The 13,960-nt window shown below is 60.9% G+C and carries 15 protein-coding genes; 1 reads left to right on the forward strand and 14 read right to left on the reverse strand.

From position 1 onward, the window contains the following. Nucleotides 1–40: 40 nt before the first annotated feature. From FRH_RS05145 to FRH_RS05170, 6 genes are all read right to left on the reverse strand, one after another. Nucleotides 41–775: a TRAP transporter large permease subunit gene (locus FRH_RS05145; RefSeq protein WP_281997906.1), complete on the reverse strand. Its 735-nt coding sequence runs from the start codon at nucleotides 773–775 to the stop codon at nucleotides 41–43. Further along, entirely contained in the window at nucleotides 724–1,461 is a 738-nt protein-coding gene (locus FRH_RS05150; protein WP_281997907.1) for a TRAP transporter large permease subunit, read from the reverse strand. The genes FRH_RS05145 and FRH_RS05150 overlap by 52 nt, the downstream gene beginning before the upstream one ends. Beyond that, entirely contained in the window at nucleotides 1,461–2,021 is a 561-nt protein-coding gene (locus FRH_RS05155) for a TRAP transporter small permease subunit (protein WP_219862232.1), read from the reverse strand. Before FRH_RS05155 ends, FRH_RS05150 begins: the two co-directional genes overlap by 1 nt. Nucleotides 2,022–2,117: 96 nt before the next feature. Further along, nucleotides 2,118–2,966: an endonuclease/exonuclease/phosphatase family protein gene (locus FRH_RS05160; protein ID WP_139526045.1), complete on the reverse strand. Its 849-nt coding sequence runs from the start codon at nucleotides 2,964–2,966 to the stop codon at nucleotides 2,118–2,120. A gap of 2 nt (nucleotides 2,967–2,968) precedes the next feature. After that, the gene (locus FRH_RS05165) at nucleotides 2,969–3,601 is read right to left on the reverse strand and encodes a thiol:disulfide interchange protein DsbA/DsbL (RefSeq protein WP_219862234.1); all 633 of its coding nucleotides are present in this window, start codon (nucleotides 3,599–3,601) and stop codon (nucleotides 2,969–2,971) included. Between the two features lie 118 nt (nucleotides 3,602–3,719). Next, a complete protein-coding gene (locus FRH_RS05170) occupies nucleotides 3,720–4,349 on the reverse strand; it encodes a c-type cytochrome (RefSeq protein WP_219862236.1) in 630 nt (209 codons plus the stop codon). Between the two features lie 309 nt (nucleotides 4,350–4,658). On the opposite strand from FRH_RS05170, the gene yihA reads away from it, so the two are divergent. Next, nucleotides 4,659–5,306: a ribosome biogenesis GTP-binding protein YihA/YsxC gene (yihA, locus tag FRH_RS05175; RefSeq protein ID WP_281997908.1), complete on the forward strand. Its 648-nt coding sequence runs from the start codon at nucleotides 4,659–4,661 to the stop codon at nucleotides 5,304–5,306. Between the two features lie 5 nt (nucleotides 5,307–5,311). On the opposite strand, the gene FRH_RS05180 is transcribed toward yihA, so the two are convergent. From FRH_RS05180 to FRH_RS05215, 8 genes are all read right to left on the reverse strand, one after another. Next, complete coding sequence (locus FRH_RS05180; RefSeq protein ID WP_139526049.1) at nucleotides 5,312–6,049, reverse strand: HAD family hydrolase; 738 nt, start codon at nucleotides 6,047–6,049, stop codon at nucleotides 5,312–5,314. Then, nucleotides 6,046–6,960 carry a tyrosine recombinase XerC gene (locus FRH_RS05185; RefSeq protein WP_219862238.1) on the reverse strand — a complete coding sequence of 305 codons (915 nt, stop codon included), beginning with the start codon at nucleotides 6,958–6,960 and terminating at the stop codon, nucleotides 6,046–6,048. Before FRH_RS05185 ends, FRH_RS05180 begins: the two co-directional genes overlap by 4 nt. Continuing rightward, nucleotides 6,953–7,678 carry a DUF484 family protein gene (locus tag FRH_RS05190; RefSeq protein WP_139526051.1) on the reverse strand — a complete coding sequence of 242 codons (726 nt, stop codon included), beginning with the start codon at nucleotides 7,676–7,678 and terminating at the stop codon, nucleotides 6,953–6,955. Before FRH_RS05190 ends, FRH_RS05185 begins: the two co-directional genes overlap by 8 nt. Nucleotides 7,679–7,694: 16 nt before the next feature. Next, on the reverse strand, nucleotides 7,695–8,528 hold the full coding sequence (dapF, locus tag FRH_RS05195) for a diaminopimelate epimerase (protein WP_219862240.1): 834 nt from the start codon (nucleotides 8,526–8,528) through the stop codon (nucleotides 7,695–7,697). Beyond that, nucleotides 8,528–9,799 carry a diaminopimelate decarboxylase gene (gene lysA / locus FRH_RS05200; RefSeq protein WP_153843538.1) on the reverse strand — a complete coding sequence of 424 codons (1,272 nt, stop codon included), beginning with the start codon at nucleotides 9,797–9,799 and terminating at the stop codon, nucleotides 8,528–8,530. Before lysA ends, dapF begins: the two co-directional genes overlap by 1 nt. Beyond that, on the reverse strand, nucleotides 9,799–9,927 hold the full coding sequence (locus tag FRH_RS05205) for a lipoprotein (RefSeq protein ID WP_139526054.1): 129 nt from the start codon (nucleotides 9,925–9,927) through the stop codon (nucleotides 9,799–9,801). Before FRH_RS05205 ends, lysA begins: the two co-directional genes overlap by 1 nt. Continuing rightward, nucleotides 9,924–11,327 carry an argininosuccinate lyase gene (gene argH / locus FRH_RS05210; protein WP_139526055.1) on the reverse strand — a complete coding sequence of 468 codons (1,404 nt, stop codon included), beginning with the start codon at nucleotides 11,325–11,327 and terminating at the stop codon, nucleotides 9,924–9,926. The genes FRH_RS05205 and argH overlap by 4 nt, the downstream gene beginning before the upstream one ends. Before the next feature lie 97 nt (nucleotides 11,328–11,424). Next, nucleotides 11,425–13,872, reverse strand: a complete 2,448-nt coding sequence (locus tag FRH_RS05215) for an EAL domain-containing protein (protein WP_219862244.1) — start codon at nucleotides 13,870–13,872, stop codon at nucleotides 11,425–11,427. Nucleotides 13,873–13,960 lie beyond the last annotated feature (88 nt).

Raw genomic sequence — 13,960 nt, forward strand, 5'->3', positions numbered from 1 at the left:
CTTGCGTTGATAGCAGCGTTATTTTTCAACTAAGTGCGTCTTAGAACTGTGTCGGCAGCCAGGTCGCCAACTGCGGGAAGAACGTCAGCAACAGCAGCATTCCTAACTGCATCAGGATGAACGGCACCACGCCACGGTAGATGGCCGAGGTGGGCACCGACGGTGGCGCCACGCCGCGCAGATAAAACAGCGCGAAACCGAACGGAGGCGTCAGGAAGGAGGTCTGCAGGTTGATGGCGATCATGATGCCCAACCAAATCGGGTCGAGTCCCATCGCCAGCAGGATCGGACCGACGATTGGCACCACCACGAAGGTGATTTCGATGAAGTCGAGAATGAAGCCAAGCAGGAAGATCACCAGCATGACGATGATCGTGGCTCCAATCACGCCCCCTGGCATGCTCTCGAACAGCTCGGTGACCATGTGCTCACCGCCATAGGCGCGGAAAACCAGCGAAAACAGTGCCGCGCCGATCAGAATCAGGAACACCATCGTGGTGACATGGGTGGTCGAACGCAGCACGTCTTTGAGGGTTGCCCAATCCAGTTGACGATAAGCCAATGCCAGCACTAAGGCACCAAAGGCACCCACCGCCGATGCCTCAGTGGGCGTTGCAAAACCACTCAGGATAGAACCCAGTACGGCGACGATCAGCACCACTGGCGGCACCAGGCCTTTGAGTAGCAGGATGCCCAAGCCCGAGGTGTGGCCAAGCTCGGCCATCAGCTCTTCGCGGTCTGCCGCTGGCGCCATGCTGGGACGGAAAAACGCCACCAAGCCCACGTCGCCACCAAGCCCACGTAGATCATGTACATGACGACGAGAATCAACCCTGGCACGAGCGCCCCCATGAACAGGTCGCCCACGGACACCGTTTTCGGGCTGAAGATGCCCATGTCGAGCTGGGCCTGCTGATACGCAGACGACAAGACATCGCCTAGCAGTACCAGGGCAATGGAGGGCGGAATGATCTGCCCCAGCGTGCCGGTAGCGCAAATGGTGCCCGTGGCCAGCGACGTACTGTAGCCACGCTTGAGCATGGTGGGCAGCGACATCAACCCCATGGTGACCACGGTTGCCCCTACGATGCCGGTAGAAGCGGCCATTAGCATGCCCACCAGCGTGACCGAAATCCCCAGGCCGCCACGCATGGAGCCGAAGAGCAGCGCCATGGCATCCAGCAGCGTTTCGGCGACTTTGGACTTCTCCAGCAGCACGCCCATCAAGACGAATAGCGGTACCGCCAAGAGCGTCTGATTGGTCATGATGCCGTAAAGACGATTGGGTAGCGCGGCTAGATAGCCGCTATCGAAGTTGGCGTCGATGCCAATGGCTTCCAGCCCCAGACCCATGCCTGCAAACAGCAGCGCAGTGCCCGCCAGCGACAGAGCCACGGGAAAGCCGAACATCAATACGACGCAGATGGCGGCAAACAGAATAAGCGGCATAAATTCGAGCATCAAACACGCTCCTCGAGGTGATTGTCATCGGCAGTTGGCGGCGTCATTCGACCGGTGAAGACATAGCCATTGCGCACGACTTCGATCAGCCCTTGAAGGATCATCAAGAACGCAAACACCGGAATCAGCGTCTTCAGTGCAAATACGGCGGGTATGCCACCGTAATCCGAGGAGGTTTCCATGATGCGCCAAGAGTTCGCCACATAACCATAGCTGGACGCGATGACGAACAGCATCACCGGAATCATCAGCAACAGAATACCCACTATATTCACCAGCGCCTGTCGGCGAGGGGTCATCCCACGATAGAAAATATCGACGCGGACATGGCCATCGTGGCGAAAGGTATAGGCAGCAGCGAGCATGAAGACGCTAGCATGCATGTACATCACCAGCTCTTGCATGAAGATACTATTGATACTGAACATATAGCGAAGCAGAACAATCGCGAACTGAATCAACATCATGATGATGATCAGCCACGCAAGGGTACGCCCGAACCACTCCGAAGCGCGGTCCAGCGCACCGATAAACGCAGGTAGTTGTGTTGTGTCCGACATGGAAGTGTCTCGCGTAAAACGGCTAAGGGGAGTCAGCGCCCCAGACAATAGCGCATATACGCAGACAATGCAGCGCCCCAAAGACGCTCTTACGGCTTATTGTTCAACGTTCGCGCTGATAGACGAGAGACACGCCGCTGGCAGCGGCAGATCCACCGCGATCGGCAGATGGTCGGAAAAGAGATGATCCAGTACGCGCACCTCGGCGGCTTCCAGCGTTTGCGACAGCAAAATATGATCCAACGCGCGGCGCGGTTGCCAGGAAGGGTAGCTGAGTAGCGGTTTGACAGGGTGCAGCGGTAGTGAGGTGCTAAACCGCTCGTGGGCATGAAGCTGATCGGGCGTGCAGTTCAAGTCACCCATGACCACCACGTGTCGCAGCGGTTCGATGATATCGCTAAGGTAGTCGAGTTGGCGCACTCGGCCTCGGTGGCTAAGCGCCAAATGGGCGACGAAGATATGCAGCGCATCTGGGCCTTCGCCGTAACGCACGTGAATCGCGCCGCGGCCGGGCAACATGCCGGGCAGCCGATGCTCTTCGATGTGGCTAGGGGTCAAACGAGAAAGCAGGCCGTTGCTGTGCTGGGCAAACTGCCCCAAATTGCGGTTGAGTTGTTGAAAGTAGTGCGGAAACTTCGCCTGGGCTGCCAAGTACTCCACCTGATTGACCCGGCTGGAGCGAAAGCTGCCGCCATCGACTTCCTGAAGCCCTACCACGTCGAACTGCTCCAACACGCTGCCCACTAGCGCCAACCGCTTGATACGCTGGGGGTTGGGCAGCACATGCTGCCAACTCCGCGTGAGGTAGTGGTGGTAGGCAGAGGTTTGAATACCTACCTGTAAGTTGAAGGTCAGCAGCCGAAGATGGCCGCGTTCCAACAGCGCGGAGGAGGGAAGCGCTCCGGGCGAGCGAGTTGGCCCGCCCGTGTGACCGTGCTCAAGCACCGTTATTGCGCACGCTCGCTGCGAACTTTGTCGATCAGCGCATCGGCGATTTGTGGCATGTTTTCCAAGCTGCCAGCCGACTGGGGCGATACCACGTAGCGGCCATCCACGATCAGTGCTGGCACACCCATGAGACGCATGTCACGCATACGACTGTTGGCCTTGTTGACCTCGCTACGCACGCTGAACGCGGTCAACGCTTTTTGGGCTTCTTCTTCGCTCACGCCGTAATCAGAGAAGAAGTCGGCGATGTCGTCTGCTTCGGTCAACGAACGACCGTCTTGGTGAATGGCGTCGAAGAAGTCCTGGTGCAGGTCTTCTTCGATTCCTAACGACTGGGCAGCATAGAAAGCCGTCGCATGGGTATTCCAGTCACCGCCCATGGTAGCAGGCATTTTCACGATGCTTACGTCATCGTCCAGCGTTTCGTACCACTCATTCACGGACGTTTGCAGCCGGTAGCAGTGCGGGCAGCCAAACCAGAACGCTTCGGTCACTTCGATCTGATCATCGTCTACCTGGGTCGCCACCGGCGACTCCAGCAGCGTGTAGTGTTGGCCTTCGACCAGTTCTTGAGCGCTTACCGCTGCAGACAAGCCCAGACCGGCCAGTGCGACCATTAACGTTTTCAACATAGCGAGAACTCTCCAAAAAAGCAGGCCAACAAAAAGTGTGGCTATGACCCCTGGCGGGTCAGGCAGGTTCCCCATCCGGCGGATATTTCACAGGACAGGGAAACCGGCGGAGGGGAAATTAGTTCAAGCCCAGCACGTAGTTGGCGACGGCTTCCATGTCTTGGTCGCTCATCTTGGAAGCGATATCGCCCATGATGTTGTTCGGGCTATTGGCGCGCTCACCGGAGGCAAAGTCTTGCAGCGTGGAGACGGTGTACTCCGCATGCTGGCCTGACAGCGCCGGATAGACCGCACTGCCGATGCCGACACCCGTGGGCGTATGACAGGCGCTACAGGCGGGAATGCCTTTGGACATATCGCCTGCGCGGTACAGCTCTTCACCGCGGGCCAGCAACTCAGCGTCTTCATCGCTGGTTTGACCGAGGTTAGCCTCTTGGCCTGCAAAGTGGGCAGCGACGTCCCAAGCATCTTGGTCTGAGTAGTCATCGACCAAACCGGCCATCTGAGCAACGACACGGTTGCCGTCACGAATGTCCATGATCTGTTTGGCCAGATAGGACATCTGCTGTCCTGCCAGGTTGGGGAAGGTACCCACTGCGCTAATGCCCTGCTGGCCATGACAGGCGGCACAGGTTTGCGCAAGTTCGCGACCCGCCGCTGCATCAGCGTCGGCTTGAAGGTCCGTTTGGGCGTGGGTGGTGCCAACGGCACCCATGGTAATTGCCAGGCTTGCCAGTAACTTTCTCATTGCTATTCCACTATGCCGTTTGATTATTGACTGGTACGCACCCTGGGCGCTGCCCAGGTTCAGCACATTACCAGGGTCAGCTCCGCCAAAACGAACAACATATCGCGTTGGTCGCTGCTGGCTAGAGCGCGATGGTACACTAGCGCCCCAGGTCGCAGTTATAAACCGCTTGCATTATAACGAATCACCCTAGCGGCGGGAATGCAAGTCCAGGTCTGCTTTTGGGGTAATTCGTCGCGGTACCGCCCTCGCTCACTCGAGAGTGCTCGGGCAGGCCGTGTCATACGTTTGTTTTTCAGGATGAACTCCATGTCTACCCCTCATGATAGCCCAGTCCCTCGGCTAAACTACCCCACTGCGCGCTTTATGATCAGCGCGCCGACCCTGGCGCTATGCCCAGACGATACGGGGGCAGAAGTGGCCTTTGCCGGGCGCTCCAATGCCGGTAAATCCAGCGCTATCAATGCGCTTACCCGGCAAAACGCGCTAGCGCGCACCTCGCGAACACCCGGCCGCACCCAGCTCATCAACTTCTTCACCGTGATGAACGATACGTCGCGTCGCTTGGTGGACTTGCCCGGCTACGGCTACGCCAAAGTACCGGAAGCGGTCAAGCTCGAGTGGCAGCAGCACTTGTCCGACTATCTGCGCGGCCGTTTTAGCCTGCGCGGCCTCGTACTGCTCATGGACGTTCGCCATCCGCTGACCGAATTCGACCAAATGGTGCTCGATTATGCCGACCAGCGCGGCATGCCGGTGCACATCCTGCTAACCAAGGCCGACAAACTGAAACGCGGCCCGGCCAGCGCCGCCCTCCAAAAGGTGCGCTCTCGCTTGAGGGAGTGGGAAGATTTGGTATCGGTCCAGCTCTTCTCGTCGCTGAAGCGTGACGGCGTCGACATGCTCTCCCAAAAGCTCGACCAGTGGCTCTACACCCCTGAAGACGCCAACGAGTAACGGGCCTAGGCTTGTCGCTCCAGCCATGCGATCAGCTCGGGTAACTCTTTGACGTGGGCAATACGATGTACCCGCTCGGGCAGCGCTTGGTCGCCGCGCTCGGCCACCCAAGCGGCGTGCATACCGAGCTGCTGAGCGGGAAGTACGTCTTCTTGCCAGGAGTCACCCACGTGCATGGCCCGTCTCGGCACGGTATTCAGGCGCTCCAACGCGGTGAGAAACGGCTTGGGATCCGGCTTCGGTGCCAGCAGCTCACCCGCTGCAATCGCCACTGGAAAGTGCGCCGCCAGCGGCTGACGTTTGAGGTGAATGTTACCGTTAGTAATCGCCGCGAGCCGATAGCGCTCGGCGAGCGCCGAGAGCAGCCCGGCCGCTTCAGGGTGCGGGGTGACCTGCACACGCAGACGGTGGAACTCGTTCATGGCGGCAGCGGCCCATAGTAGCGCGGCGCTACGTGCCAAGCCGCTCTCCTCCAACTGGGCCTCCAGCGCTCGCAGACGCAACCACGTGAAGTCGCCACGTCGTTCGGGCACCTGGTGGGCCCACTGCTGGCGACGCTTTAAATAGTCTTCTACCCCCTCCTCGTAGGTGAGTGGTAGCGGTGCCTCCTGACGCGCCGACCGCCACGCGGTGAGCGCTTCCAGCAACCAGCGGTAGTGCCCTTCCTCGGTTTTCAACATCACGCCCTGGTTGTCCCACAGGGTGTCGTCCAAATCAAAGGTGATGGCGTCTAACGTGATCATGATTCACTCCCACTGGGGCGGCGTTTGGCGCGGGGATGCGCGGCATCGTAGCTCTCGGCAAGATGCTGCCAATCCAGCCGCGTGTACACTTGGGTCGTCGATAGATTGGCGTGGCCCAACAGCTCCTGCACAGCGCGCAAGTCCTGGCTGGACTCCAACAGATGGCTGGCAAAAGAGTGGCGCAGGCGGTGGGGGTGAAGGTGTTCGGGGAGGCCGCGCATCACTGACAGTTGCGCCAAGCGTTTCTGAATCGCCCGATGGCCCAACCGCTGCCCGCGCTGCCCGACGAACAGTGCCGTTTCAGCACTGTCTACCCAACTGGCCCGGCAGGCGAGCCACGCGGTGAGCGCCTGCTGGGCACGCCGTCCCACCGGCACTTGGCGAGGCTTACTGCCTTTACCCCTCACCCGCACATGGTTGGCCGCCAAGTGATTCACGTCCAGCGCCGCGAGCTCTGCTAAACGCAGACCGCTGGAGTAGAAAAGCTCCAACATGGCCTGGTCACGAAGCGAGAGCGGCGAGCCGTCGTGAGGAGTGTCCAGAAAGCGCGACAGCGCGTCTACGTCCAACGGTTTGGGCAGGTGGCTGGGCTGCTTGGGGGTGCGCAACAGTTGAATCGGGTTATCCACCAGCACATGGCGTTCTACCAAGGCATCGGCGAAACGCGACAGTGCCGCGCGACGGCGGGCCAGCGTTCGGGGCGCCAGCCCCCGGCTACGCTCGGTACCGAGGAAAGCTCTTGCCAGCGTCGTGTCCAGCGCGCTGGCCTGAGTCACGCCGCGCTGGTCAGCAAACTGACAAAACGCCGCCAGATCCTGGCGGTAGGCTGCCACCGTTGCGGGACTGGCGTGAGTCGCCAGTTGCGCTAGGTACTCTTCAACGGCGTTTGTCAGCGTCGCTTGGCTAGCCATGCTGCTCCACGCCGTGGGGGCCTAATCGCAGCAGCAGGCGCGCGACGATATCGCCCAGGTACTCGGTAAATAGCGTATCCATGCTGGCGCGATAGCTGTCGGGGTCGGGGCTTGCAAGCAGCAAATAGCCTAGCTGCTCTCCGGCCGAGAGTCGCGTGATGGCACAGGAGCCCGCCTTGCGGGGCGCTTTGGTATGGGGCAGCAGACACTTCCAGTCGCTGACGCTTAGCTTGGCGCAGCGGCTGGTTCGACCATCCAGCAGCGCTGCCAAGCGGGCGCTGGCGTGCTGATCCAGCACGTGGCGCGGTGGCTGAGGCGGCGCCGGTTCCGCATCGCTCAACGAGGCGGGGCACCACAACGCCATCGCGGGGGTTTGAAAACGCTCGCTCAACTGCGTCGCCAGCGCTTGAGCGAGGGCATCGCGGTCTTCCGCTTCGACCAAGCTGAGCAGCGTCTCCCGCAGTCGGCGGTACTGCGACTCGTTGTGCCGCGCGGTTTCCAACAAATGCTCAAGCCGCCCTTCCGCCGTTTCGGCGCGCTGGCGAAGGTCGATCACCAGACGCTCTAATAGCGATACGGCGCCTTCGATATGCGGATGCGGCACTTTGAGTTGCTGCAGCAGCCCTTCACGACCAATGAAAAAATCGGGGTGTCGGGCCAGCCAAAACGCTACTTGATCCGGATCGAGCGTTTTACGCGGCTCAGGAGCTTGAGACATCGCCGTTCTCCTCGCATTAGTTGAGTGATACCCGACCGTCAAACACCCGCGTGGCGGGGCCCACCATGACCAGCGACGCCTCAGGGTCCGGCCACTCGATGCTGAGTTGCCCGCCGGGCAAATGCACTTTCACCGGACTCTTCAAAAGACCCTGACGAATACCGCTGGCCACCGCCGCACAGGCACCGGTGCCGCAGGCCAGGGTTTCACCGCTGCCTCGTTCGAATACCCGCAGGCGAATTTCGCTGGGCGAGACCACCTGCATGAAGCCCACGTTGACCCGGTTGGGAAAGCGCGGGTGCGCCTCCAACAGTGGCCCCAGGCGCTCCACCGGCGCGCTATCGACGTTCTCGACCTGGAGAACCGCATGGGGGTTGCCCATGGACACCACACCAATCTGCAGCGTCTCACCGTCGGCTTCCAGCTCGTGCAGCGGCTGGTCACCCGGCGTCTCGAAAGGCAGCGCGGTTGGGTTGAAGCGCGGCCTGCCCATGTCCACGCGTACCATGCCGTCGTGCTGTACGTGGAGCACCAGCGGGCCTCCGGCGGTTTCCACGTGGATGTCATGCTTATGGGTCAAGCGCTGGTCGCGCACGAAGCGGGCAAAGCAGCGCGCGCCGTTGCCACAGTTCTCCACTTCGCTACCGTCGGCGTTGTAGATACGGTAGCGAAAATCCATGTCCGGATCGCGGGGCGGCTCGACGATCAGCAGCTGGTCGAAGCCAATGCCGAAGCGTCGGTCCGCCAGCTGGCGAATCTGCTCGTCGCGCAGGCGCGCCCGCTGGGTGACCAGATCCACCACCATGAAGTCGTTGCCCAAGCCGTGCATTTTAGTGAAGTGCAGCAGCATCAGCGCGCTCCTTCGGGCAGCAGCGCCTCGCCGGCCCACAGGCTTTCCAGCGCTTCCCGAGCGCGCACCACGTGAAAGGTATCACCATCCACCATCACTTCGGGGGGACGGGGACGGCTATTGTAATTGGATGCCATGACGAAGCCGTAAGCACCGGCGGAGCGCACCGCCAACAGATCGCCCTCGGCAATCGCCAGCTCGCGCTCCTTGCCCAGGAAGTCGCCCGTTTCGCACACCGGCCCTACCACGTCGTAGGTGGCGGTGTCCCGTGCTTGGCGGGTGTCCACCGGCACGATCGCCTGCCACGCCTGGTACAGCGCTGGGCGAATCAAGTCGTTCATGGCCGCATCGACGATGGCAAAGTTCTTGGTCTCGCCAGGTTTCAAAAACTCGACGCGGGTGAGCATCAGCCCAGCGTTGGCGGCGATGGAGCGGCCCGGCTCGAACAGCAGCGTCAACGTTTCACCGCCTTCCCAGCGGGAGAGGCGCGCCAACAGCTGGCTGGCGTAGTCGAACGGCTGGGGTGGCTTCTCGTCGCGGTAGGGCACGCCCAGGCCACCGCCTAAATCGAGGTGGTCGATCTCGATGCCGTGCTCGCGCAGGCGCTCCATGAGCACCAGCAGGCGCTCCAGGGCATCCAGGAACGGCGCAGTTTCGGTGAGCTGTGAACCGATGTGGCAATCCAGTCCCGTCACCCGCAGGTTGGGCAGGCTAGCGGCCAACTGGTACACCTCCAACGCGTCGTCGACGGGAATGCCGAACTTGTTGTCCTTCAAACCGGTGGAGATGTACGGGTGGGTGCCCGCGTCCACGTCGGGATTGACGCGCAGGGATACCGAGGCGACTTGGCCCAGCTCCCCTGCCACGGCGTTCAAGCGCTCGAGCTCGGGGCGCGACTCGACGTTGAAGCACTTGATGCCGACCTCCAGCGCCCGCGCCATTTCCTGGGGCTGCTTGGCGACCCCGGAAAACACGACTTTGCTGGGGTCACCACCGGCTTTTAGCACCCGTTCCAGCTCGCCCACGGAGACGATATCGAAACCGGCGCCTAGGCGGGCCAGCAGGCCCAGCACGGCTAGGTTGGAGTTGGCTTTCACCGCGTAGCAGATCAGGTGCGGATGGCCGCCCAGCGCTTCGGTGTAAGCGCGAAAGTGGCGCTCCAACGTCGCTTTGGAGTAGACGTAGCAGGGCGTGCCCAGCTTGTCCGCCAGTTGCGTTAGCGGAACGTCTTCGGCGTAGAGCACGCCGTCGCGGTAGTTAAAGTGATCCATTACCCCTCCTGCTCGGCGGCCGAATCGGATGTGTCGTCAGGCAAATAGAGCGGCCCTTTCTGGCCACAGCCGACGAGTAGCAGCGAGGCCAGCAGCAGCGCGCCGAGTGTGATCGTATAGCGCTTCATGACGTCCCCTTGAGCGCCGCCAGCGCTTCACGGGCACGGCTTGCGGCCGCGCGTACTTGGTCGGGGGCCGTGCCACCAATGTGGTTACGGGCCGCCACCGAACCTTCCAGGGTCAGCACCTCGAACACGTCCTGCTCGATGGTATCGGAGAACTGCTGAAGCTCTTCCAGGCTCATTTCTGAGAGGTCTTTCTTGGTTTTTAGACCGTAGGCGACGGACAGCCCCACGATCTCGTGAGCATCGCGGAACGCGACGCCTTTACGTACCAGATAATCCGCCAGATCGGTCGCGGTGGAGAAGCCGCGACGCGCCGCTTCGTACATGCTCTCTTTCTTGGGCTCGATGGCGGGCACCATGTCCGCAAAGGCTTTCAGACAGTCGCGCACGGTGTCGACGGCGTCGAACAGCGGCTCTTTGTCTTCCTGGTTGTCCTTGTTGTAGGCCAACGGCTGCGATTTCATTAGCGTCAGCAGCGCCATCAGGTGGCCATAGACACGCCCGGTTTTACCGCGCACCAGCTCGGGCACGTCGGGATTCTTCTTCTGCGGCATGATGGAGGAACCGGTGCAGAAGCGGTCGGGCAGGTCGATGAAGTCGAACTGGGCGCTGGTCCACAGCACCAGCTCTTCGCTCATGCGGGAGAGATGCATCAGCAAGATACTGGCAAAACTGGTGAATTCGATGGCGAAATCGCGATCCGACACCGCATCCAGCGAGTTTTCCGCCGGGCGGTCGAAGCCGAGCAGGTCCGCGGTGACGTGGCGGTCGATGGGGTAAGTCGTGCCCGCCAGGGCCGCGGCGCCCAGCGGCATCACGTTTACGCGCTTACGACAGTCCAAAAGCCGCTCATGGTCGCGGGCCAGCATTTCCTGCCACGCCAGCAGATGATGGCCGAAGGTGACCGGCTGCGCGGTTTGCAGGTGGGTGAAGCCTGGCATGATGGTGTCGGCTTCGCGCTCGGCCAGTTCGATCATGCCGTCGCGCAGGCGTGTCAGCTCCGCTTCGATCACGTCGATCTCATCGCGCATGAACAGACGAATGTCGGTGGCCACCTGGTCGTTGCGCGAGCGTCCGGTGTGCAGCTTCTTGCCGGTAATGCCGATTTTGTCGGTCAGGCGTGCTTCGATGTTCATGTGCACGTCTTCCAGCGGCACCGACCAGTCGAACTCGCCGCGTTCGATCTCGCCCTGGATCTCGGTCAAACCGTTGATGATCGCATCGCGCTCGTCGTCGGTGAGCACGCCTACCCGCGCCAGCATGGTGGCATGGGCGATCGAGCCCTGAATATCCTGGCGCGCTAGGCGCTGATCAAACGTCACGGACGCGGTGAAACGCGCAACAAAGGCATCGGTGGGCTCGCTGAAGCGACCGCCCCAAGACTGGTTCGTAGCTTGGCTCATCGGAGAGATATCCTGCTGACAAATCTAATGGAGTCGTTAAAAGAAAGTGTACCAGAGTCACCGCCTGGAACGGCATGCCGTTTTGCAGCCGTCACGCTCAGGAGATGGGATCAGCGGCGCTGGCCGTGGCGGCGGATGGCGAGTCCAAGAAGTGCTTGAGCACGCTCAACGCCATTGGGCGAGCGAAGTAGTAGCCTTGGAAGTGATCGCACTGCAGCATGCGCAGATGATGAAACTGCTCGGCCGTTTCGACACCTTCGATGAGGACTTCTAGTCCCAACTTGTCGGCCATGGTGACGACCCCCTCGACGATGGCCGCATCACGGGAGTCGGTCGCCACGTCGCGTACGAACGAGCGGTCGACCTTCAATTTGTTGATGGGCAACCGTTTCAGGTAGCTCAGGCTGGAAAAGCCGGTGCCGAAGTCATCGAGGGCGATATGCACACCGAGCTGGCGCAGTGCTTTGAGCGCTTGAATGGTGTGCTCGGCGCTATCCATGAGCACGCCCTCGGTCAGTTCAAGCTCCAGCAAGGCCGGTGGCAAACCGCTGCGCGCCAACACGTTCTTCACCGAGTCCAAAAAGCCGGGACGCTGAAACTGCATGGGCGAGACGTTGATCGCCATGGTCATGGGCGTCGCACTCTGCGCATTGAGCACCATCGCATCGCGACAGGCCGTCTCTAGCACCCACTCGCTGATTGGAATGATTTGACCGGTATCCTCGGCCAGCGAAATGAACTGCCCCGGCGGGATGTTGCCACGCTCGGGGTGGCGCCAACGAATGAGCGCTTCGACCCCGGCGACTCGACCGCTGTGATGAATTTGCGGCTGATAGTGTAGTTCGAACTGCTGCTGTTCGATGGCCTGCTGCAGCGCATGGCGTAAGCTCACCCGCTCGGTGACCTTGCGATTGAGCTCGTCGGTATACCACTGGAAGGTGTTACGCCCTCGCCGCTTGGCCTTGTACATGGCCAGGTCGGCCTGCTGGATCAGCTGGCGCGGCGCTCGAATCGTGCCGTCGTCGGTGGCGATACCGATACTGGCGGTAATGCGCAGCTCGCTGCCGCGATACCAGTAGGGAGCAGACACCCGCGTCAGCAGCCGCTCGACGACCTGTAGCACGTCATCCTCTTGCGCCAAGTCCGGGAGCAAGACGATGAATTCGTCGCCACCAAAGCGCGCCACGGTGTCCCAAGGCCGCAGCTCTTCTTCTAGGCGCTTGGCCACTTCGCGCAGGATAAAGTCACCGACCTCATGGCCAAGAGTGTCGTTGATGGGTTTGAAGTCATCCAGATCGATGAACAGTACGGCCAAATAGCGATGATAGCGTCTGGCGAGCAGGCACCCTTGGGCCAAGCGCTGATCGAGCATGAGCCGATTGGGCAGCCCCGTCAGCGCGTCGTGATTGGCGTTATGGCTGAGTTGAGCCTGGTACTCACGCTGGGCGGTGATGTCGTTTTGCGCGCCAATGAAGTGCGTCACCACGCCCTCTTCGTCGCGCACTGGCGAAATATAAAGATCGTTCCAGAACGGTTCGCCACTGCGACGGTAGTTGCGAATCACCACATGCACATCGCGCTGCGCTTCGATGCCTTTGCGAAGCTGCGCCAGGGTGGCGGGATCGGTGTCGACGCCCTGTAAGAAGCGGCAGTTGCGGCCCAGCACATCGTCACGCGAGTAGCCGGTAATGCGCTCGAAAGCGGCATTGACGTAGACCATGGGCAAATCGGGGCGCTGGGCATCCACGATCACCACGCCGTTGGTGCTGGACTCGACGCTGCGCTCCAGCAAGGTGAGCTGCCGCTCGGTGTCTTTACGTTCGGTGATGTCTTGAGTCGAGCCCTGCACCTGAATGATCTGGCCCAGCTCGTCACGCACCGCGCGGCCAATCACGCGCACCCAACGTCGCCGCCCGTCTCGGGTTACGATTTCGAGCTCTTCGTCAAAGCTCACGCCCTGCTCGCAGCAAGCAGTAAAGACGGAACGAATACGCGGCTGCACACGAGGCGTGTAGAAGCCGAGCGCTTCGTCGAGGGTGGGTTGGTGCCCCACCGGCATGTCGTGCAGACGGCACACTTCTTCGGACCATATGGGTAGCCCTACGGCCAGGTCCATGTACCAGCCCCCGATATGGGCCGTTTCACCGGCAATGCGAAACAACCGCTGGTTGCGCCTCAACTGCTTTTCGACCGCTTTTCGCCGCGTAACGTCCCGTGCGATGACATAAATGACTTGGTCGCCGCTGGAGGCCGATACCTCAAGCCAAATACGCTGGCCCTCGACCGTCCGCGCGCATACGTCGAAGGTATTTACCTTCTCACCACGGCACAAGCTCGCTAGTGCCGCTTCGATCACGGGATGATCGCGTGGCTCGACGACGACACCACAGGGCTTACCCAATAGCGCATGTGCCGGGTAACCGAGCAACGACTCGAAGGTAGGATTGACGCTCAGCAGCGTGCCCGAAAAGTCAATGCAGCAGAGCAAATCCTGCGATAACAGGAAGAATTGGTCTAGCTTGCCTTGCGGTTCGACAGAGGGCATGGCGTTTCCTAGCAGGCGTTAAACGCGGTCAGCGCTGGCCCTAAATATGGCCGGTTATTTTTACTGTGTGGCTGGGTGCTTTATGATG

The organism is Halomonas sp. A020, assembly GCF_027943625.1.
GTDB classification, from domain to species: Bacteria; Pseudomonadota; Gammaproteobacteria; order Pseudomonadales; family Halomonadaceae; genus Vreelandella; species Vreelandella piezotolerans.